General features: G+C 43.7%; 17 protein-coding genes and 1 pseudogene. 9 read left to right on the top strand and 9 right to left on the bottom strand.

All coding sequences use genetic code 11. The features are described from left to right. Positions 1-15: 15 nt before the first annotated feature. From MTF70_RS09910 to MTF70_RS09885, 6 genes and pseudogenes are all read right to left on the bottom strand, one after another. Positions 16-2,739 (bottom strand): annotated as a pseudogene (locus MTF70_RS09910) (ImpA family metalloprotease). 154 nt (positions 2,740-2,893) lie between these two features. After that, positions 2,894-3,571 (bottom strand): ABC transporter permease, encoded by a 678-nt coding sequence (locus MTF70_RS09905; protein WP_005378435.1) that lies wholly within the window; start codon positions 3,569-3,571, stop codon positions 2,894-2,896. Positions 3,572-3,574: 3 nt separating this feature from the next. Next, a complete protein-coding gene (locus tag MTF70_RS09900) occupies positions 3,575-4,315 on the bottom strand; it encodes an ABC transporter permease (RefSeq protein WP_005378436.1) in 741 nt (246 codons plus the stop codon). Positions 4,316-4,396: 81 nt separating this feature from the next. Further along, positions 4,397-5,167, bottom strand: a complete 771-nt coding sequence (locus tag MTF70_RS09895; RefSeq protein WP_205460880.1) for an ABC transporter substrate-binding protein — start codon at positions 5,165-5,167, stop codon at positions 4,397-4,399. Between the two features lie 83 nt (positions 5,168-5,250). Beyond that, a complete protein-coding gene (locus MTF70_RS09890) occupies positions 5,251-6,021 on the bottom strand; it encodes an ABC transporter ATP-binding protein (RefSeq protein WP_005378438.1) in 771 nt (256 codons plus the stop codon). 264 nt (positions 6,022-6,285) lie between these two features. After that, on the bottom strand, positions 6,286-7,761 hold the full coding sequence (locus tag MTF70_RS09885; RefSeq protein ID WP_017820023.1) for a hypothetical protein: 1,476 nt from the start codon (positions 7,759-7,761) through the stop codon (positions 6,286-6,288). A 453-nt stretch (positions 7,762-8,214) separates the two neighbouring features. On the opposite strand from MTF70_RS09885, the gene MTF70_RS09880 reads away from it, so the two are divergent. From MTF70_RS09880 to MTF70_RS09840, 9 genes are all read left to right on the top strand, one after another. Then, positions 8,215-9,762 (top strand): DUF3360 family protein, encoded by a 1,548-nt coding sequence (locus MTF70_RS09880; protein ID WP_005378441.1) that lies wholly within the window; start codon positions 8,215-8,217, stop codon positions 9,760-9,762. Positions 9,763-10,065: 303 nt separating this feature from the next. Further along, positions 10,066-12,342 carry a formate C-acetyltransferase gene (gene pflB / locus MTF70_RS09875; protein ID WP_005378442.1) on the top strand — a complete coding sequence of 759 codons (2,277 nt, stop codon included), beginning with the start codon at positions 10,066-10,068 and terminating at the stop codon, positions 12,340-12,342. A gap of 153 nt (positions 12,343-12,495) precedes the next feature. Next, complete coding sequence (locus MTF70_RS09870; RefSeq protein ID WP_005378443.1) at positions 12,496-13,473, top strand: lipid A deacylase LpxR family protein; 978 nt, start codon at positions 12,496-12,498, stop codon at positions 13,471-13,473. Between the two features lie 211 nt (positions 13,474-13,684). After that, positions 13,685-14,425, top strand: coding sequence for a pyruvate formate lyase 1-activating protein (pflA, locus tag MTF70_RS09865; protein WP_205460879.1), 741 nt, complete (start codon positions 13,685-13,687; stop codon positions 14,423-14,425). A 154-nt stretch (positions 14,426-14,579) separates the two neighbouring features. After that, positions 14,580-15,245: an energy-coupling factor ABC transporter permease gene (locus MTF70_RS09860; protein ID WP_104978939.1), complete on the top strand. Its 666-nt coding sequence runs from the start codon at positions 14,580-14,582 to the stop codon at positions 15,243-15,245. 136 nt (positions 15,246-15,381) lie between these two features. Beyond that, positions 15,382-15,882: a YfbU family protein gene (locus tag MTF70_RS09855; protein ID WP_005378446.1), complete on the top strand. Its 501-nt coding sequence runs from the start codon at positions 15,382-15,384 to the stop codon at positions 15,880-15,882. A gap of 493 nt (positions 15,883-16,375) precedes the next feature. Continuing rightward, positions 16,376-18,310, top strand: coding sequence for a PrkA family serine protein kinase (locus tag MTF70_RS09850; protein WP_005378447.1), 1,935 nt, complete (start codon positions 16,376-16,378; stop codon positions 18,308-18,310). 47 nt (positions 18,311-18,357) lie between these two features. After that, positions 18,358-19,629 (top strand): YeaH/YhbH family protein, encoded by a 1,272-nt coding sequence (locus MTF70_RS09845; protein WP_005378448.1) that lies wholly within the window; start codon positions 18,358-18,360, stop codon positions 19,627-19,629. 11 nt (positions 19,630-19,640) lie between these two features. After that, positions 19,641-21,200, top strand: a complete 1,560-nt coding sequence (locus MTF70_RS09840; RefSeq protein WP_005378449.1) for a SpoVR family protein — start codon at positions 19,641-19,643, stop codon at positions 21,198-21,200. A gap of 79 nt (positions 21,201-21,279) precedes the next feature. Here MTF70_RS09840 and kdsB read toward each other — a convergent pair whose 3' ends face one another. From kdsB to lpxK, 3 genes are read right to left on the bottom strand one after another with little or no spacing between them, the layout of a single operon-like run. Beyond that, entirely contained in the window at positions 21,280-22,035 is a 756-nt protein-coding gene (gene kdsB, locus MTF70_RS09835) for a 3-deoxy-manno-octulosonate cytidylyltransferase (RefSeq protein WP_042522127.1), read from the bottom strand. Next, positions 22,035-22,214, bottom strand: a complete 180-nt coding sequence (locus MTF70_RS09830) for a Trm112 family protein (RefSeq protein WP_005378451.1) — start codon at positions 22,212-22,214, stop codon at positions 22,035-22,037. Before MTF70_RS09830 ends, kdsB begins: the two co-directional genes overlap by 1 nt. Then, positions 22,195-23,202 carry a tetraacyldisaccharide 4'-kinase gene (lpxK, locus tag MTF70_RS09825; RefSeq protein ID WP_005387842.1) on the bottom strand — a complete coding sequence of 336 codons (1,008 nt, stop codon included), beginning with the start codon at positions 23,200-23,202 and terminating at the stop codon, positions 22,195-22,197. Before lpxK ends, MTF70_RS09830 begins: the two co-directional genes overlap by 20 nt. Position 23,203 lies beyond the last annotated feature (1 nt).

Raw genomic sequence — 23,203 nt, 5'->3', positions numbered from 1 at the left:
CAAATTACCAGTTAATCACTGATTTAGCGGCCAAACCGTTTGACCATCAATAGTTATCGGTGTTTGAGCAAATTCGTTCAGACAGTAGCCTGTATTACTACTTGCAAAGTAAGTGAGCGGCATCGGCGGTAGATTCAGCGCCACAACCTGCTGTTTCGCTTTTTCTGTGAACGAGAACCCCCACATATCGAGATAGCTAGTCATATCTCGCTGAGAGATGTAGCTCAGAGCAATAAGCAACCAGTCGTTGTTCGAGATGCTATTTGCTTCTTCCCGAGAGTAGTTGGCAAAACCAATGCTCAATCGTCTCTCATCCCAAAGCGCGTCGTCCGATTTTAAGCGGTTAAACTCACGTTCAATCAGGTGCAAGCGCGCCAATAAATGCCAACCATTTTTAAGCACACCTTCATGCTGCGCCGCCATCATTATTTGAATGTAAACACGAGCGCCCCAACTCCAACTGGTTTGATTTTGCGCAGCCATGTATGCGTTTGGATCCGCTTGAGTTCGGCTAGCTTGCAATAATTCAAACTGGCCTTTGAAATCCAAGCTTTGGCAAGTTGAAACTTTTCCCGTATTCTGGAAGAAACGAGACTTACTGTAATACGAGTAGTAATTGGTCGTTGAATGCCCTTCCCAGCCTGAAAATCGGAATCGACCTTTTTCTAAACCATGACCAAGCTCATGTAAATCACCGTGACCGAGTGGGCTGAATGACCAGTAAGCATCGTAAGGGTTACCCGAACAACCATAACCACACGTCGCTTGGTCAGCGTTCATGTGCTTCACTATATCAATATTGGCGATTTCCCAACCTTGGTTTTGGGCGTATTGAATAATTTCAGGCACTTCATCTATGCCCGGCCCTTGGAAACCTGCCAGCACATGCGGGTAGTTGTGAACATATTCTTCTGTTGCAAGCGCCATTTCCGAAGGGGTAGACCACATTTCATCGTTGACCGACTCCAACATTTTGTCGCGCTTTGAGTGTACTTCAAACCCAGGAGTGATCAGCTCAGCCCAATCGAATAAATTGGCTTCTAACTGTTGAATAAAAGCGTCGTTGTCCTTCTCACTTCTCCAAACTGGATGCTGTGCCACATGATTAAATTTCAGTTCAACCGGAACATCATTTTTGTCAAAGTGAACCTGTACTGGACCACCATAAGGAGAAGTCAGCGTGATGGTTTCACCCGGCTTTACTTCATAGCCGAATGAAGTCAGCAGTTTTGGTCGCGTGTATCCATCTTTGCTGAACTCATGAGTTGCACCACTTCTTAAAGTGTTGATGACAATCTTAGTCGCCACATCATTGCTGTCATTACGTTTAACCGTAAAGGTTTCCCCAGGAAGCGCATACACACCAGCCGAACGGAAGTTACGCTTTTATTCCATATTAATCGTTGCACTGATTCTCTTTATGTCAGGGCTAAACTCACTACGGCTGAAGTTCCCCATATTTGGTTGTTTTGGGTTTACGCTTCGGCTGTTGTATTGCACGTAATCGGCAAAGTACGACTTTAGGAATTCGGTCATTTGGGTTGATTGTTTGTCCATCGGGAAGACAACCGTTTGACGATAATGATCAGCCAGCAATACCATGAGTTTTTCGTATTGGTAGCCGTTTTGATTAAACAAATCTACTTTTTGTTCATCAAGCTTTTGCAACCAATGGCGAATGCTGTTTGCCCCTGCATAAAATTGACTGTCCATATTCGCAGTGTCAGGGCAGGATTTGTCATCACACTTTGACAAGTCAACGTTGAAATTTTGAGATTCAAAACGAGACAACAGCGCTTGTTGTGTGATGACAGAGTCCGGCACAACGTTCATCAACGATGAAGGTTCCCAGTCGACCAAGCCTAACTTACGCCAATAGTTATCTCCCACATAATCAACATGGAATTTTTCCAAAATGTCTTGGCCAAGATCAGTTAGTCCTCCATCCTAATGCAGGTATAGAACAGGAATTTGGGCTTGCTCAGCGTATTCCAAAGCTTCGAGTACTGGTTTGTTGGTATCTCCAGATTGCAGATGCTGTGACAAGATCAATAAGTTTGGAGTATTGGTTTGCAAGCAGCTAAGTAGCTTCGAACCATCGCATAGGTTGGCCTCGTTAAACGCCAGCTCTTGTGAAACATTGTCTTTCAGCCAATTCCGAGTCGCTTGCTCATCCGGAAAGTAATAAGACTGATCCATTTGCGCGATGACGACGTTTGAAGTAACTCCACCCGACAACCAAGTGACCAGGTTACTTAACCATTGCGTCATCGCCGCGTTGGAAGAGTCGGGAAAACGTTGTGCCGTTCTAAATGGGTTACTACCTAATAGTGCGTAACGTTGACCATTAGACTTATCCCCGGCAACGCCAATTGACAGAGCTTGATCTTTGTAACCGCTTGCCATGGCCTTATTGGTCATCAAGATGGTGTCGTTGAAGCCATACTGAGGTGCCAAGATCGCGGCATCATGGGTTGGATCCCAATAAAGACCTGAAAGGCTTTTCGCAATTGCAGATTTGATCGTATTCGACTGCATCTTGTGGGCTTCTACAACCTGACGACTTTCTCGAATGAAATCGCTCGGGTCAGAAACGAGCAGTGCATTACCAGTTTCCAGAGCTTGTTGAACTGGAGCTTGCGTTGGTTTTACTTGAGCATTAGGTTGTGATTCTCCCTCTCCCCCACCACATCCTGTGGCTAAGGCGGCAATGCCCAACGATAGAATTGTTTTTTTCATTTTTACTTACTAAACAATGAGTTTATCGAATGTTAATGTAAGTTAATGAATAATAAGAAAGAGTCTTTTACATCGGCTGGAAAAATAGGAATGAAGATAACAAAATTATCAAAAGCAATAGCACCCACTCCGGTGCTATTGCCTCTATTGATAATTAGCTTAAAGGACGCAGATAAGCTAAGAAACGCTTCTCTGCCACTTTGAAACACCACAAAATCATAAACGTCAGTGCCATGTAGAACAGCCCCGCCGTCAGGAAAGACTCAAATGGTGCATAGTAGCGCGAGTTAACTAGACGCGCAGCACCAGTTAAATCCATGATGGTAACGATGCCCGCGACTGCACTTCCGTGCAGCATAAATATGACCTCGTTGGAATAAGCTGGTAATGCTCGACGCAATGCACTCGGCAAGATAATACGTCTGTATGTCATAAACTTACTCATGCCATAGGCTTTCGCAGCTTCCACCTCACCTTTCGGCAAACCATTAATCGCACCACGAATAATTTCTGCGGTGTAAGCCGATGTATTAAGAATAAAAGCGACCAAAGCACAGAACCAAGCGTTCTCCCACAAGGTGTCTTTAACAGGGAAAAACTGATCCATACCGTAGTAAATCAAATACAGCTGAACCAATAGCGGCGTTCCACGGAAAAAGTAAATGAATCCCCAAGAAGGTAAGCTTAGAGCGTAATTGGTACTATTGCGTGCCACGGCTAATGGGATAGAGACACACAAGCCAATAACCAACGCTAATCCCACTAACCAAACTGTTGTCCAAAGCCCCTGAAGATAAGTTGGAAAGCTTTCAATAATCAAAGAAAAGTCCATAACTTACCTCGCATGAATACTGAACTTACGCTCAACAAGCTTGAGTAGCCCGGTCGAAACGCTGGTAAAAAATAGAAAGATGAGCGCGACAGCCATGTAAAAGGTGAACGGCATTTTGGTCGTACCTGCTGCCAATGAGCTCATTCTCACCATGTCATCCAGACCAATAATGGAAACTAACGCAGTGGTCTTAAGTAACACTAACCAGTTATTACCAAATCCAGGTAGTGCATGACGAATCATCTGAGGAAGCAAGATTCTTCTAAACGATAAAGCAGAGCTCATCCCATAAGCTTTCGCCGCTTCTAATTCACCCTTGTCCACCGCCATGATCGCTCCACGAAAAGTCTCCGCCATGTAGGCGCCAAAGATAAAACCAATCGTGAGTACACCAGCTATAAATGGGCTGACATCAATATAATCAGGTAAGTAAGACGTCCATTCATGGTTTGGATCACTCGAGGCAAACCACTCGTTGAGCGTTTCGTTGATGGAGTAAAGGCTGTTATTTAAAAGTATTTGTCCACCAAAGAAAATTAGCATCATCAGAACCAAATCTGGAATGCCGCGAATGACGGTGGTGTAAAGAGTGGCAATCGCCCTTGCCCATTTGTAAGGCGCTAACTTAGCTAATGCGCCAAGCATGCCTAAGACCATGGCGAGAATGAGTGAAAGCACTGCAACTTCTATTGTTACTAAAGCTCCTTTCAAAATCGAAGCTTCGTATCCTTGTAAATCTAGCATAGGTGAGTTCCTAATCCCTAAACTCAAAAAATCGACCGTTGACTACTTCTAGGAACAAGCCAACGGTCGCTTAATTACGGTTTATTCACCGTACACATCGTAGTTAAAGTATTTACCAGCAATTTCTTGGTAAACACCTTTCTCACGTAGTGAAATAATTGCTGCGTCGAGTTTATTCGTTAGATCTTTGTCTTGTTTACGAACAGCGATACCCATACCTTCGCCAAACCATTTTGGATCGGTTAACGATGGTCCAACAAACTCATAAGCTTCGCCACCTGCTTTGTTGATCACACCCTCTTCTAGAGCAGAAGCATCACCTAAAACAGCAGCAATTCGACCATTTTCTAGATCAAGATACGCTTCATCAAAAGAGCCATAACGCACAATTTCAACATCATCGCCGTAGTTGTCAGTTAAGTACTTGTCATGTGTCGTCGCACGTTGCACGCCAATTTTGACATCTTTAAGATTATCAAAATCTAGACCCGCACCTTTCTTAGCGATAAATTTATTTGGAATTTGTGCGTACTTGCCAGTGAAATCGACTTTTTTCTTGCGCTCTTCAGTGATAGACATTGCTGCGATGATGGCATCGTACTTACGTGCAAGCAGAGAAGGAATAATACCATCCCAATCTTGAGCGACGATTTTGCACTTCACTTGCATCTCTTCACAGAGTGCATTTGCCATGTCTACGTCAAAGCCTTTTATTGAGCCATCAGTTTCTGTCCAGCTAAACGGAGGGTAAGCACCTTCGATACCAAAGCGAACTGTTTTCCATTCTTTCGCTTGGGCAACACCTGATACAGCCGTTGCAGCAATCGTTGCTGCTAATAACCACTTTTTCATTTCCATACTCCTGTGATTGCTATTTTATTTCGTTTTGTTTGTTGTGTTGGCTTAGGAGGCAATAGTCTGCCGCCTAACAAATATTAGTAAATGGATGAGATAAACTGCTGTAATCGTTCTGAATCCGGGTTTGTAAATAGCTTAGCTGGATTTCCCTGTTCTTCCACTAAGCCTTGATGTAAAAACATCACATGGTTTGATACGTCACGCGCAAACGCCATTTCGTGCGTGACCACCAGCATAGTTCGCCCTTCATCTGCCAAATCTCTCATTACCCCCAGAACTTCTCCTACAAGTTCTGGGTCAAGCGCAGAAGTTGGCTCGTCAAACAACATCACCTCTGGGTCAACTGCTAGCGCACGGGCAATAGCTGCACGTTGCTGCTGGCCGCCAGATAAGTGCCCAGGGTAATAATCTTTACGCTCATACAAGCCTACTTTCTTAAGCAAGACTTCTGCATTTTCAATCGCTTGAGCTTTTGGCACGCCTAAGACATGAACAGGCGCCTCAATCACGTTTTCTAGTACGGTTAGGTGAGACCAGAGGTTGAAACCTTGGAAAACCATTGCCAGGCGTGAGCGAATACGTTGGACTTGCTTTTCATTAGCAGGAACAGATTCACCTGCTCTGTTGTTCTTCATTTGGATTAATTCACCATTTACCCAAATTTCGCCCGCGGTAGGCGTTTCTAGCAAGTTGATACATCTGAGAAAGGTACTCTTACCTGAGCCGGAAGAGCCAATGATGGAGATAACATCTCCTTTGTGCGCGGCAAGTGAAATGCCTTTTAAAACTTCATTTTGTCCAAATGTTTTGTGCAGGTCTTTTATATCTAGCGCTGGTACATCATTCATGCGCCCTACTCCCTGTGTTTTTGTCACTGCAATTAAGGGACTCCGCCCTCTCTAATTCGGAACAAATTAGCACCGCCCTTTGAAACTTGCAACAAATTATTAACCTAAATAATTCGAATAGAAAGATACGATAGACAAATTAATATGCAATATATAGCAACATATTCTTCAAAAGTTGAATATTAAATATAAAAAAGCCCCTTTCAAAGGGGCTTAATAAATTTACAAAAGTGTTAATTGAAACCTATTCGAGGTCGCAATGAATTAATTAAAACGACTGACTACCAACGAGTTTGAAGTACGTAATGTCACTTCATTTTCTAAGCCTTCTTTTTCAGAAGTAATGATGCCATCTAGGTCTTCATCTAGTTCAGGCTCTGACGCTTCACCATTGGAGAAGAAGCTCATGAAAACTTTAGAATCAATATTACTATCTTCATTCACTACTAAAGCAGTGCGATTAAAATCGTCCGAAGCTGAAACCTTCAAACCGTTAACGGCCGATGTTGGGAAGTTGTAGTAATGCAATTCAGGAACAACAACAGAATCACTATCACTTGTTGTGAAAATGCGATGTGTGACTCTGTAGTCGCCTGAAGTTGCAAAGTAAGCGACACGAGTAAAGCCTTCAGTAGACGATGTTAAGCCCATGTCCAGATCAATCACGGACTCTGCACTTCCTTGCGTTGATACACTTGGTTTTGTGTTCGGCAGGTTATCAATATTTAAGTAAGCACTCGGATCAACGTCAATATCCCATCCGTCAGAGATCGTTTCGTTAAGTAGAGACTCCCAACCATTAACTTGATTCTCTGAGAACGCCATGTATACCCAAGTTTCTTTATTCGTTGCACTAGGGCGATTATATTCAACGGCCGTTTTATCCAGCTTCAACGCGTCATATGCAAAGCCGTTAGTAACAAAGCCAATGTTAAGCGAGTCGTAAGTATAGTCAGAAGACGAATAAATGTTTGACGTATTATCCGCTCTAACTAAGGCTATCTCACCAGTTCCCCACGAACCAATACCATATTGGTAAAGCGCTTTGTCGCTTGAACCTGATTCATACTGAAACAATGCCGTTGGTTCACCTTTAAGCCCCATCAGTTCATCAGTAGGCAACATATCAGGGTTCGGAGACGTGAAAATATCGGTTTGCGAGACAAAGTTGTAATCTCCGCCACCTGATTCAGCGTTTCGGTAATCTAAGTTAGTAAACTTATTGCTTGCTAAGTTACCGCCAGTAAAGCATTTGTTCAAAGAGTCTCGGTTTAGTGCAAAAGTAGCATTACGTAGTTTCTTATCTTGCAAGAACTCTTTTGAAAACGTGTTTACGCGAGCTTCTTTGCCGTTAAATTCTATTGCTTGAAACGTTACAAAGCCGCCGTCAGGGATATCTTCAAGATAAAACTTAAAGTTATCAGTGGTAGGTTTGATAATGTCTCCGGATCTTTTGCCATCGGCATCAGAGTAGTAACCGATAACATAGTTGGTCACTTGCTCTTTTGACGCTGCACTATAGGTTAAAACCGTTTTATCGCCGTTCAGCTCAGTTTTGTGGTCATATACAGTACAACCTTTCGTAGTTGCTTCACTTTCAGTCATTGTTGCTGGTATAGCAAAATCAAAAGTAAACGCAGTTTTCGGCGCTGCACCACCGCCACCGCCGCCACCGCCGCCGCAACCGACCATTAACCCTGAGATGATTGCCACTAGTGGCAGTACTTTAAGCTGTTTCATGTCTTTTTCCTAAACTGAGCGGCAATGATTAGCCAAAAAATTGTCTTTGCTCTGTCCAAAGCAAGAATAAAGCCAGCTTTATATAATCATCGTGAATATTGACATTTAATCTGCATCTCGTGCAAAAGGACAAAAAGTTCTAATTTTATGCAACTTGTGTAATGAAATTACACAAGATCTCCGCATCTCATTCGCATGCCAGAAACTTTCTGTAGTTTTATTTCACAACTATTCTTAAAGTGATCTAAATCAATCACCCTAAATGGCTATCTTGCTAGACTCCTGCCAAAAGATGAGGCTTTTTTTGTGCCTCAACACAATAAGTTATTAGCTATGCTTAGGCACAGTGTCGACGTGTAACAAATCTAACAATAGCTAGCATAAGCGTGCCGCAGGATGCGGATTAACACAATTGAATGAAGAATTCATAACTTTTAAATATATGAGGAATCTATGTCAGACGCAGTTAACAAAACGCACTCTGATTCAGATATCGAGACCAAGAGCTACCGTGAGCTTCATCGTCCAGCATCTGAGTTCGCAAGCCGTTCAGACTACCTAGACCACGAACTACAAATCATGAAGCCACGTCGTTTTGGCTTGAACTTGCCAGGTCGTGACTTCCGCTTTGAGCTTGAAGACCTTGTTCCAGCACTTGCTGGTACTATCGGTATTATCGCAATGTACTCTGCGGTAATGATGTCTTGGGCTGAAGGTCTTACTGCAGCATGGGACCACGTAAACTTAGGCAAGGACTTTGCTATCGAAGTTGCGCGTGTAGAAATGCTCATCCCTGCACTTCTTTTCTGTGTACTTGCCTCTGGTTTTATTAACCCTAAAGCCAACCTAGCAGGCAACCACGGCCCAATGATCCCTCTTATTGGTACCATCGCTCTTGCTGGTGCTCACCCTCTTGCATTAGCAATTCTCATTGGTGTGTTTGGTTTGATTTTGAGCCTCTTAAAAGGTGGGTCAAAACTGGTTAACCTCACCTCTGAAGGTACGGCTGGTGGCCTTCTTATTTTCCTAGGTTTAACCGGAACCATGAGCCAAATTAACTCTATTCAAGCTTGGGCTGTTGGTTTGCAATCCGATACGGTTGCCGCTGGTAGCATGGGTTACATCGGTCTGATTGTTCTTGCGGTTACCATTGGCTTATACGCGTTCCTTGCTAAAGTGAACAAACGCTGGCTAGCGATCCCTGTTTGTGCCTTCACTGGGCTTGCAATCGCACTGGCTCTTGGCGCAGGCTTCGATATTAAATTCGTAACCGAGACAGGCCTTCCAAACCTAAATCCAATCTACTGGTGGGGTTCAACAGAAGAAGGTTGGATGCTTGGTCTTCCTAATATGGAACACTTCATCGCTTCACTACCATTCGCCATTCTTGCGGTAGCAATGTGGTCACCTGACTTCTTGGGTCACCGTATCTTCCAAGAGATGAACTACCCACGTAAGAGTGAGAAAGTGCTGATGGACGTTGATGACACAATGACAATGTGTTCCGTTCGCCAAATGGTCGGTACTGCAGTGGGTGGTGGTAACATCACATCATCTTGGGGGACTTACATGATCCCTGCTGCAATCGCGAAACGCCCTATTCCTGCTGGTGCCATCTTACTAGGCTCTCTATGTATTATTGTTGCAATCCTTGGTTTTCCTATGGACGTTGCAGTATGGCCTCCAGTTATGCGCGTTGCTCTTCTCGTTGGTGTATCTCTACCACTGCTTGAAGCTGGCATGCAGATGGTGAAGGACTCGAAAGACTCACAAGCAGCAGGTATCTGTATCTTTGGTTCTGCCGTTGTTAACCCAGTTCTAGCTTGGGCACTAACTATGCTTTTAGATAACAACGGTTTAATTGGAGATAAAGAGCGCGCGTCTCGCCTATCATTTGTAGACAAGATTGTGATCCCAGTAAGCGTACTTGTTATCTGTTTAGTTGCTATGCTTGCAGTTGGTATGCTTGAAGGCCAGTATGGCATCCAAGCTTGGCTATAAGCTAGCAGTCTAGAAATTTGTGGGTAGCGCTCGTCGCTACCCCATTTTTATCGAGATTTTTGAGGATTTATTGATTTAGTTTAAGGTTTGCAAAAAAATTTTAGTTTAACCTCTAACTGTTGCTTAAAAAGAGAAACGTTAAAACTAGTGACAATATTTATAGTTTTGTAAATCGAATACGTAAATTTAAGACTATAAATATTGTTATTCATAAGAGTGTACTGTTCCCCTCTTTTATCTGGGGATAGCTGGCTCAACGGCGAAGCAGTACGTATTTTTTTCTACTAAAAAGGTAGGTATGTCATGGCAGAGCAATTTGCTAAAGCTTGGGAAGGTTTTGCTGCAGGCGACTGGCAAAACGAAGTAAACGTTCGTGATTTCATTCAGAAGAACTACACTCCGTACGAAGGCGACGAATCTTTCCTAGTTTCTGAAGGTACTGAAGCGACTAACAAGCTTTGGGCTAAGGTAATGGAAGGCATCAAACAAGAGAACGCGACTCACGCTCCTGTTGATTTTGATACTTCAGTTATCTCTACCATCACTGCTCACGATGCAGGCTACATCGAAAAAGACCTAGAAACTATCGTAGGTCTTCAAACTGACGCTCCTCTAAAACGTGCGATCATCCCTAACGGTGGTATCCGCATGGTTGAAGGTTCATGCAAAGCCTACGACCGCGAGCTAGACCCACAAGTTAAAAAAATCTACACAGAATACCGTAAAACTCACAACCAAGGCGTTTTCGATATCTACACTCCTCAAATCATGGCGTGTCGTAAATCTGGCGTACTGACTGGTCTTCCAGATGCATACGGTCGTGGTCGTATCATCGGTGACTACCGTCGTGTTGCTCTATACGGTATTGACTTCCTAATGAAGGATAAATTCGCGCAGTTCTCTTCTCTACAAGAGCGTTTTGAGAACGGCGAAGACCTACAAATGACAATGCAGCTTCGTGAAGAGATCGCAGAGCAACACCGTGCTCTAGGTCAAATCAAAGAAATGGCTGCAAAATACGGTTGTGATATTTCTCGTCCTGCTGAAACTGCGCAAGAAGCTATTCAGTGGACTTACTTCGGTTACCTAGCTGCTGTTAAATCTCAAAACGGTGCGGCTATGTCTCTAGGTCGTACTTCTACGTTCCTAGACATCTTCATCGAACGTGATATCGCGGCTGGTAAGCTAACTGAAGAACAAGCTCAGGAAATGATCGACCACTTCGTAATGAAACTACGTATGGTTCGTTTCCTACGTACTCCTGAGTACGATGATCTATTCTCTGGCGACCCTATCTGGGCAACTGAGTCTATGGGTGGTATGGGTCTTGACGGTCGTACGCTAGTTACTCGTACAAACTTCCGTTTCCTAAACTCACTATACACTATGGGTCCTTCTCCAGAGCCAAACATCACTGTTCTTTGGTCTGAGCAACTACCTGAAGGCTTCAAGAAGTTCTGTGCGAAAGTATCTATCGATACTTCTTCTATTCAGTACGAAAATGACGACCTAATGCGTCCAGACATGAACTCTGACGACTACGCGATCGCATGTTGTGTATCTCCAATGGTTGTTGGTAAGCAAATGCAGTTCTTCGGTGCTCGTGCGAACCTTGCGAAAACAATGCTTTACACCATCAACGGTGGTGTGGATGAGAAGCTAAAAATCCAAGTTGGCCCGCAAATGCCTAAGATCGAAGGCGATGTTCTTAACTACGATGAACTGTGGGAGAAAATGGACCACTTCATGGATTGGCTAGCGAAACAATATGTGACTGCACTAAACGCTATCCACTTCATGCACGATAAGTACAGCTACGAAGCGGCACTAATGGCTCTACACGACCGTGACGTTAAACGTACTATGGCTTGTGGTATTGCTGGTCTATCTGTTGCGGCTGACTCACTATCTGCAATTAAATACGCAAAAGTTAAGCCAATTCGTGACGAAGACGGTCTAGCAATCGACTTCGAAATCGAAGGCGATTACCCTAAATTCGGTAACAACGACCCACGCGTTGATGACATTGCATGTGAACTTGTTTCTGTATTTATGGGCAAAATCCGTAAGCTTAAGACTTACCGTGATGCAATCCCTACTCAGTCAATTCTTACTATCACTTCAAACGTGGTTTACGGTAAGAAAACTGGTAACACGCCTGACGGTCGTCGTGCTGGTGCTCCATTTGCTCCAGGTGCAAACCCAATGCACGGTCGTGACGAGAAAGGTGCTGTAGCATCACTAACTTCAGTTGCTAAACTGCCGTTTGCTGACGCACAAGATGGTATCTCTTACACATTCTCTATCGTACCTAACGCACTAGGTAAAGATGAGGGTTCACAACGCGCTAACCTTGCTGGTCTTATGGATGGTTACTTCCACCACGAAGCGGGTATCGAAGGTGGTCAACACCTAAACGTGAACGTTCTTAACCGTGAAACTCTAGAAGACGCAGTTAAGCACCCAGAGAAATACCCTCAGCTAACAATCCGTGTATCTGGTTACGCTGTTCGCTTCAACTCTCTAACTGCAGAGCAACAAGCTGACGTAATCGCGCGTACATTCACTGAGTCTCTATAAGACTATAGCGAAATAACGTTCTAGTAATACAACAAAGGCTGATGCTAAGTAGCATCAGCCTTTTTTTATTTCTTGAATGAAAGTTGTGATATCGCGAAAGACTTTTGCCCGCATTCTTACGTATGATGCGAAAAAAGTTAGCAAATAAAGTCTATGAGATTTAGTAAATTAATTATTCTTACCCTTCTTTCTCCAGTTGCAATAGCATCCACTAAGTCTACGGTTTCTTTTACCATCGACAACGATGGTATTTTTGGCGTCGATCAAGACTATACGAATGGTGTTTTCCTTTCTTACGCGACAGACCAACTGACACAAGAAAGCCAATGGAAATGGCTGAGTCTAGCTAACTCAGAGCACGCCAATATCGATAAAATAGAGTTGGTTCTTGGCCACAAGATGTGGACTCCAAGCGACATTGAAGCCGATTATCCACTAATCAATGATCGCCCATATGCCGGTTACCTACACACCGAAATCAACTACCTTTCCCTAACGAGTGACAAAGCTGTACGGTACAATTTCACCATAGGAACTACGGGTGAAAGTTCGCTATCAGAAAAGGCGCAAGAAATCGTTCACGGCATAACAGGATCGACGGACCCTCAAGGTTGGGATTACCAGATTGAAGATAAAGTGGCGTTCAGCCTTGGTTACCGCGTATTTAACAAATTGATGCGCAGCGAAGAACAAAAAACACAATGGGAGATCACCAACATTAACGACATCAATGCGGGTAACTTCCGTAGTGATGTCTCTCAAGGCGTCATGTTTCGTTGGGGTACAAACCTAGCGAATAGCATCGGAGCCGCCAATATCAGTGTCGAAAGCCCTTTCTCAGCAAGTATGATCGCTCAGAACACGTCGAGTTGGTTCTTGTTCACCGGGTTTGAAGGTCGTTACCGCTTTAATGACATGACTATCGAAGGAGATCGTCCTGGCATTCCTGAACCGTCAGCGCCATACGACGTCACACTGCAAAATTGGCAAGCAAGTGCCGTCGCGGGAGTATCTTGGTACAACCAAAATTACGGTGCAAGCATCACCTTTACAATTAAAACACCGGATTATGAAGAAGCCCAAACCGATGTTTATGGGACAGGCTCGTTCTCCGTGTTCGCCTTTTTCTAAAAACTGGATTATCCCAGCATCGAAGTCAATCTAGATACACGGCAAGTTCTCGGGGTAGGTATTAACCACCTCGTGTTCAAGCGTTTATGCAGATTGGCTCCATCTATTTTCTTTCTTCAAATAACCTTGCCTTTAGTACCGACAAAGCTGTTTTAACCCTGCTTTTTGTAATAAAATAACAGCTAGAATTTACTAGTAATGAGAGCAAAAGATGTCAACAGCTGGTCGTATTCACTCATTTGAGTCATGTGGTACCGTAGACGGACCTGGTATTCGATTTATCGTCTTCTTGCAAGGTTGTTTAATGCGCTGTAAGTATTGCCATAACCGCGATACTTGGGACACGCATGATGGCAAAGAAGTCACGGTTGAAGAAATCATTTCCGAAGCGAAAAGTTACCGCCACTTCATGAATGCATCAGGTGGTGGCGTTACTTGTTCTGGCGGCGAAGCGATGCTTCAACCGGAATTCGTACGTGATTTTTTCCGCGCAGCTAAAACCGAAGGCATTCATACATGTCTAGATACTAACGGTTATGTTCGTAAGCACACTGATGTTATCGATGAAGTACTGGATGCAACAGACTTAGTCATGCTTGACATCAAACACATGAAAGACGAAGTGCACCAAGATCTCATCGGTGTATCCAACCGACGCACATTGGACTTTGCTCGTTACTTGCAAAAAATCGGAAAGAAAACATGGATTCGCTATGTCGTCGTGCCTGGTTACACAGATGACCCAGAAGCAGCACACATGCTTGGTGAATTTATTAGAGACATGGATAACATCGAAAAGGTCGAGTTACTTCCTTACCACAAATTAGGGGCTCATAAGTGGGAAGCGTTAGGCTTAGAATACCCACTCGAAGGCGTAAACCCGCCACCGAAAGAAACCATGGATGAAATTCAATCCATTCTTGCTCAATACAACGATAACGTAAAATACTAAGTGAACCGCAAGACTAACCTCTTTAAAATACCAGCTTATTGCTGGTATTTTTTTGATTATATCTAAGCCTTATCAGTGAGTTTCTCTGCGGTCATTTAGGTATAAAAAGAACGATAGAAATGATTGCGTCATGTTCGCATAGGAAGGAAGTAACATGGATTTGTTTAACTTAGGCTCTCTTGTTGTCTCAATTTGGATAGTAGTAGTCTACTGCCTACCAGATTGGAAAAAAGTCGTTTGGCCCAAACTGGAAAAAGAAAAAGGATTTCAGCACCTCGTTTTTGCAACGCTCTTCTTTTTCAGTATTTTATGGGCCGCTCAAGCAGGTGTAAAAGAAGGATTACAGATTCATTTTCTTGCACTAACAACGCTGACGATGATGTATGGTTGGCGCATGGCATTTATACTCAGCATTCCCGCTATGTTGGTCAACCACCTACTACATGATGTGTCCTTGCTACTCTTACCCACGTCGTTAGTTCTATCTGCCCTAATTCCGATTTTCATTAGTTACTTAGTGTTTCTTCTGAGTTACCACTACTTGCCACGAAACATTTTTGTTTTCATCTTCGTTGCTGGATTTTTCAATGGCGCGATAACAGGAAGTCTGCACCTCATCATTAACTCTTTTTATCACCTATCAGTTGGTCACTACGATTGGGAAACCATTCAACATAACTACTTTGTTTTTGTGCCGTTGCTCGCCTTTCCAGAAGGTCTATTAAATGGTATGGCACTGGCGGTTTTAACCGTATTCAAGCCAGAGTGGCTGAGAGTATTTTCAGACCGAGACTACATATACAATCATTACCATAAATAAGTGTTTTCAAACTGGTCAAAAGTGACAGTTCTTGCCATTTTTTAGTATTAAATATGTGTTGAGATCATGTTTCACTCATGTCTTAAGCGTTAACCTAAGCACATTAAAAATGTATTAGATATCTAGTGAGGTCACCATGGAAATGTCAAACGCTCAACGTTTGATTCTATCAAACCAATACAACCTTATGTCTCAACTTGATCCAAGTAATGCGGCCAAATACAAACGCTTACAAACGATCGTTGAACGTGGTTATGAACTACAAATGCGAGAGTTGAACAAAGATTTCGGCTGCCTCTCAGAAGCAGAATGTCGTGAGATCATCGACGTTATGGAGATGTATCATGCGATGCAAGAATCTTACAACATGCTAGACGATGAAGACCGCAGCAACGTAGATCAGCGCCGCTTGAAGTTCTTGGGATTTGATATCGCTTCAGAAGCGCAACAAGTACATTACGTACGTTTTCTCATCGATTCTGAAGGTTTGTACCCTCAGTTTGACAAGGCAGATCATCACTTTAACAGCCAAATGCCGATGCTAGATAAATACCGCCGTATGCTGCAAACTTGGCGTAACTGCCCTCGTCAGTATCATTTATGTGAAAACGAACTAGCGCAAATCTTCAGCGCATAAAATGGTCGTCTAAGAATGAGGAGAGCGCCCGCTCTCCTTGTTATTTACCCTGTCACAAACTTATCTAAGACTTTGCTCTCTTCCTACCTCTTTCACTTGCCTTGCTCAAGGTAGAACAACGAATCACTGAGACTCTTCTGTCTTTGCCAAATATTTGATTTCTATTGCACCTATTCACGACATAAATTCGTCCTTAATAAAAGAGTGATTCAAATGTCACTTTTACAATAAATTCATAATTGTTAAGCAAAATTGCAAATCCCCGACTAGGCTTAAGTAGAGAAAGGCTGTGATTGAAAAATTCATATCCACCGCTCACCGTTGTAACGAAAAAACCGTCCATAAAGCAAAGTCTTTGGTGTCGCCAATCTTACATTCTGTACGAACCAAATGTGATAACAGGACGTATATTCAAACAACAACGAGCATAACTGTTGGTGGAAAGCCTGAATCAACGTTCGTCGGTAGACTGACTATTAAAGGGGAAAGCGACATGAGTATTTTCGACCACTATCAATCAAGATATGAAGCTGCAAAAGATGAAGAGATGTCGTTACAGGAGTTTTTAGCCCTGTGTAAAGATGACAAAAGCGCTTATGCTAATGCAGCAGAACGCCTACTGATGGCGATTGGTGAACCAGAGATAATCGATACGGCAAAGGATCCGAGACTAAGCCGAATCTTCTCGAATCGTGTTATCTCTCGTTATGAAACCTTTAAAGACTTTTATGGCATGGAAGATGCCATAGAACAAATTGTGTCTTACCTAAAACATGCGGCGCAAGGCCTAGAAGAGCGTAAGCAGATTCTTTACCTACTCGGCCCTGTAGGTGGCGGTAAGTCTTCGCTTGCAGAAAAGCTTAAGGCTCTGATGGAACAGATGCCTATTTATGTTCTTACTGCTAACGGCGAACGCAGCCCAGTGAATGACCATCCATTCTGCCTATTCAAAGCCACAGAAGATGGCGATATTTTGAAAAAAGAATATGGCATCGAGCACCGTTATCTTCGCTCGATCATGTCTCCTTGGGCCGCTAAACGTCTTCACGAGTTTGGTGGTGATATCACCAAATTTAAAGTAGTGAAAGTACGCCCTTCTATCCTTGACCAAATCGGTATTGCCAAAACTGAACCAGGCGATGAAAACAACCAAGATATCTCATCATTGGTTGGTAAAGTCGATATTCGTAAGCTTGAACACTATTCGCAAGACGATCCAGACGCTTACAGCTACTCCGGTGCGCTGTGTAAAGCAAACCAAGGTTTAATGGAATTCGTTGAGATGTTCAAAGCACCAATCAAAGTGCTTCACCCGCTGTTAACAGCAACGCAAGAAGGCAACTTCAACGGTACAGAAGGCCTTTCTGCGATTCCATTCGACGGTATGATTCTGGCTCACTCAAACGAATCTGAGTGGCAGACCTTCCGTAACAACAAGAACAATGAAGCGTTCTTGGACCGTGTTTATATTGTGAAAGTACCTTACTGTCTACGTGTTTCAGAAGAAGTCAAAATTTACCAAAAACTTCTTGAAAACAGTGAGTTGTCTCAAGCCCCTTGTTCACCTAGTACGCTCGAGACTCTGGCACAATTCAGTATTCTTTCTCGACTTAAAGAGCCTGAGAACTCGTCCATCTTCTCTAAGATGCGCGTATACGATGGTGAAACGCTGAAAGATACGGATCCAAAGGCAAAAAGCTATCAAGAGTATCGTGATTATGCTGGTGTCGATGAAGGCATGAACGGTCTCTCAACACGTTTTGCCTTTAAGATTTTGTCACGCGTATTTAACTTCGACCAAACCGAAGTGGCAGCCAACCCTGTACATCTATTCTATGTGATTGAACAACAGGTCGAGCGCGAACAGTTCCCTGCTGAAACAGCAGAGAAGTATCTCGAGTTCTTGAAAGGCTACCTAGTACCTCGATACGTTGAGTTTATCGGTAAAGAGATTCAGACTGCTTATCTTGAGTCTTACTCTGAATACGGCCAAAACATCTTCGACCGATATGTCACCTATGCAGACTTCTGGATTCAAGACCAAGAGTACCGAGATCCAGAAACCGGTCAGCTATTTGATCGCTCTTCACTGAATGCAGAGCTAGAAAAGATCGAAAAAACAGCTGGTATTTCTAACCCGAAAGATTTCCGAAACGAAATCGTTAACTTTGTGCTTCGTGCGAAAGCGAATAACAATGGTCAAAACCCGGTTTGGACCAGCTACGAAAAACTGCGCACAGTAATCGAGAAGAAAATGTTCTCCAATACCGAAGAGCTACTTCCGGTTATCTCATTTAATGCGAAAACCTCTTCTGAAGATCAGAAGAAGCACGACGACTTTGTCGCTCGCATGATGGAAAAAGGCTATACCGAGAAACAGGTTCGCCTACTTTCTGAGTGGTACCTACGAGTACGTAAGTCATCCTAACCCAGTATTGAGTTAGGTCGCTTGTGAAACATGAAGAGGGCTATTTCATGGCGCAATTTATAGACCGAAGGCTCAATGGCAAGAACAAGAGCGCTGTTAATCGACAGCGCTTCTTGAAGCGCCACAAAGAGCAAATAAAAGAGTCGGTAGCAGACGCAGTGAATCGACGCTCGATTACGAATACGGAAACGGGCGAAGACGTCTCTATCCCTCACAAAGACATCAATGAGCCTATATTTCATCAAGGCAAAGGTGGTGTTCGCGAACGAGTTCATCCCGGTAACGACCAATTCATTACTGGTGATAAAATTGAGCGTCCCAAAGGTGGCGGTCAGGGTAGCGGCTCAGGAGAAGGGAACGCCAGTCCAGATGGAGAAGGCCAAGACGAATTTGTATTCCAAATATCAAAAGATGAGTACCTCGATATTTTGTTCGAAGATCTCGAGCTGCCTAATCTAGAAAAAAACCAAATTGCCAAAATCACTGAATGGAAAACACACCGTGCAGGCTTTCAAACTGCCGGTATCCCTTCCAATATCGCCGTAGTACGTTCTCTGCAACAATCTCTTGCGCGCCGTACTGCAATGACTGCTGGTAAGAAACGACTTCTTAAAGAGTTAGAAGACGAACTTGCTCGCATCAAAAATATTGAACCTGCTCAGCAGTTTGAAGAGAACCGCTTGAAGGCTGAAATTGAAGAACTGCGCAAGAAAATCGAAAGCGTGCCGTTCATCGATACCTTCGACTTACGCTTCAAGAACTATGAGAAACGCCCGGTACCATCGAGCCAAGCGGTCATGTTCTGTCTAATGGACGTATCCGGTTCGATGGACCAGGCAACGAAAGACATCGCAAAACGCTTCTATGTTCTTTTGTACTTGTTCTTAACTCGTACCTACGAGAATGTCGAAGTCGTCTTTATCCGCCACCATACCCAAGCGAAGGAAGTGGACGAGCACGAATTTTTCTACTCACAAGAAACCGGGGGTACCATTGTATCTAGCGCACTCAAGTTAATGGATGAAATAGTAAAAGAGCGATACCCGATTGGTCAGTGGAACATATATGCAGCTCAAGCATCCGACGGTGACAACTGGGCAGATGATTCGCCAAGGTGCCGGGATCTATTAGTGAACAAATTACTTCCAAACTGTCAGTACTACTCTTACATAGAGATCACACGGCGCTCGCACCAAACTCTATGGCATGAGTACGAAAAACTCACTGAAGAGTTTCCTAATTTCGCAATGAAAAACATTCGCTCTGTGGAGGATATTTTCCCAGTCTTTCGTGAACTATTCCAAAAAGAAACGGCGTAAGGAGGCTAGCGATGAATACCGCAACGAGAAACCTCTCAGGAGAGGCGCCTAAGAAGCGTAACAGTAAAGTGTTGCCAGATGGACCAGATTGGACATTTGAGCTGTTAGAGCGATACCACAAAGAAATTAAGCGTGTCGCGGAGCATTATCGCCTAGACACTTACCCTAACCAAATAGAAGTGATTACTTCAGAACAGATGATGGATGCCTACTCAAGTATCGGCATGCCAATCAATTACAACCACTGGTCATTTGGTAAGAAATTCATTCAAACAGAGCAGAACTATAAACATGGTCAAATGGGGTTAGCCTACGAGATTGTGATTAACTCCGACCCTTGTATTGCTTATTTGATGGAAGAAAATACGGTAACAATGCAAGCACTCGTTATAGCGCACGCGTGTTACGGCCATAACTCTTTTTTCAAAGGTAATTACCTATTCCAAACGTGGACTGACGCCAGCTCTATTATCGACTATCTGCTGTTCGCCAAAAAGTACTTAGCCGAATGTGAAGAACGATATGGCGTAAAAGAAGTGGAAAAGCTTCTCGACTCTTGTCACGCGTTAATGAACTTTGGTGTAGACCGCTACAAGCGTCCAGAGAAAATCTCAATTACAGAGGAAAAAGCAAGACAAGAAGAACGCGAAGCATACCTACAATCTCAAGTTAATGAGCTTTGGCGCACGGTACCAACAGCTAAGACGAAAGAGGAAGACATTAAAGAGCGATTCCCAAGCGAGCCTCAGGAAAATTTGCTCTACTTCTTCGAAAAACATGCTCCGTTGTTAGAGCCATGGCAACGTGAAGTTGTTCGGATCGTCCGTAAGATCAGTCAGTATTTTTATCCGCAAAAACAAACGCAAGTCATGAATGAAGGCTGGGCAACGTTCTGGCACTACACCATACTCAACCATCTTTATGATGAGGGCTTGGTGTCTGAAAAGTTCATTCTAGAGTTCTTACATAGCCACACCAGTGTCGTGGCTCAGCCGCCTTATAACAGTCCTTACTTTAATGGCATTAACCCCTACGCGTTAGGCTTTGCCATGTTCCGAGATATTAAGCGTATCTGCGAAGAACCAACTGATGAGGACAAGGAGTGGTTTCCAGATTTAGCAGGAACCGACTGGTTAGATGCAGTGCATTTCGCGATGCATAATTTCAAAGATGAAAGCTTTATTAGCCAATACCTTTCTCCGAAATTAATGCGTGATTTCAAGCTGTTTGCGATCAACGATGATGACCATAAGAACTTTATTGAAGTCGCTGCTATACACGATGAGATGGGTTATAAACGCATTAGAGAAACCTTAGCCGCTCAGTATAACTTATCTAATCTTGAGCCAAACATTCAGGTGTTTAATGTCGATGTCCGTGGTGATCGATCGCTTACGTTGCAGTACGTTCCTCACAACCGCATCCCACTTGATGATAGTTACGAAGAAGTTCTAAAGCACGTGTACCGATTATGGGGCTTTGATGTCATTCTCCAAGAAGTGAAAGACACCGGTCACCGAGAGGTGTTAGCAACCTGCCCTAAACGGAACCAATACGACACTAACATTTAACTAATACCGCGATACAAGTAAAACAAAAAGGCTCCTAATTCAGGAGCCTTGTTTATTCTTAAATCTATCTGAGCATTTGTTACGCTTGCTTTGCAACAATCGCGCGCACGGCTTCTAGGTCTTCGGGCGTATCAACCCCTGCCGCTGGTGCTTCTTTCGCTACCGCCACATGAATTTTTTCACCGTACCAAAGCACTCGCAGTTGCTCAAGACACTCAATCTGCTCTAATGCACTTGGTGCCCAGTTGACATACGTATTAATGAAACCAGCTCGATAAGCATAAATACCAATATGACGCATTAATGGGTTGGCAATGGTTTTGTCTTGTTTAGCAAAGTTATCGCGATCCCAAGGGATGCTTGCTCGACTAAAGTACAACGCATAGCCTTGCTCATCTGCGACAACTTTAACAGCGTTCGGGTTGAACACTTCCTCTTCCGAGTCTATTTCTACAGCTAACGTCGCCATCGGGGCTTCACACCCTGATAAGTTATCAGCAACCTGACGAATGATGGACGGCGGAATCAAAGGCTCATCCCCTTGCACATTAACAATAATGTGGTCTGACGGAATAGCCATCTTTTCAACAACTTCTGCAAGACGCTCCGTACCTGATTCGTGCTGGGGAGAGGTCATACAAACTTTACCACCAAATGACGAAACCGCTTTCGCAACACGCTCGTCATCAGTTGCAACGATGACATCTTCCGCACCCGCTTGTAGCGCTTGTTCATAAACCCACTGAACCATAGGCTTACCACCAATATCCGCTAGCGGTTTACCAGGCAAACGGCTCGATGCGTAGCGCGAAGGGATGACAACCGTAAAAGACATTAGCGTCCCTCATCCATGCTCATAGTGCGAGCTTCAGGCTCTAGCAGAACTGGAATACCCTCTTTGATCGGGTAAGCAAGGCGATCCAATTTGCAGATCAACTCTTGATTATCTTTATCGTACGTCAGCTTACCTTTGCAAACAGGGCAAGCTACAATCTCAAGTAGACGGTGATCCATAAGCCGCTTTAACCTCTTTTATTCTATTTAAAATTTGCTCTGCATCGTTTGACTCAAACTGGGCAGATACAGGCAGATACCACCAATTATCTTGCGCATAATGGCTGCACTTGACGGCATCTTTCTCGGTCATAATCACATTGGTCCCTTGTTGAGCCAATGCTTCTAATTCTTGTTGATCAAAGTCTTGATGGTCAGCAAAACCTTTTGTAACTTTAACATCTGCGTTCATCGAGTTTAGTGTATGAAAAAAACGCGGAGGATGCCCAATGCCCGCAAATGCGACGAGATCTTTCAACTCCGAGACATCCACATGTTGCTTAGTCTTAAGATTAATAGCTTTAGAGGGTGCTAAAGCCATTGCGATTTCGCCCGTATGAGCTTGACCGCCATTGGTGATGGTAAAGTCGACTTCTTTAAGTCGCTCAATACCTTCACGTAAAGGACCTAATGGAATCAGGCTTTCATTACCAAACCGGCGATTCCCATCCACAATCACTAACTCAATATCACGGCCTAACGCATAATGTTGTAATCCATCATCCGTAATTATGATATCCACATCCAAATCTAGCAGTGCTTTCACAGCATTTGAACGCACAGGATCTACCGCAACAGGTGCTCCTGTACGGCGATGAATCAACTTAGGTTCATCGCCACAATGCTTCGCTGGCGTATCTTCTTTTAGCACTAACGGATAGGCAGGAGCCTTTGCCCCATAACCACGAGAAACAACCCCCGGCTTAAAGCCCATTTGCTGTAGTTGCTCAACAAGCCACACAACAACTGGTGTTTTACCATTGCCACCAGCAGTGATATTGCCAACCACAACAACAGGTATAGGCGCATTATAAACTTGCTTGCGGCCAGTTTGGTATTGCTTTCGCTTTGACTTGCTTATCGCTCCAAATAATAAACTCAGTGGCCACAAAAGCGGCCACAAGAGATATTTTATTGGATGGTTTTCAAACCAGATTTTTTCAATCACC

It is taken from the genome of Vibrio sp. 2CM40D, from assembly GCF_023161825.1.
GTDB lineage: Bacteria > Pseudomonadota > Gammaproteobacteria > Enterobacterales > Vibrionaceae > Vibrio > Vibrio alginolyticus.
This window is presented reverse-complemented; position numbering and strand designations above follow the sequence as displayed.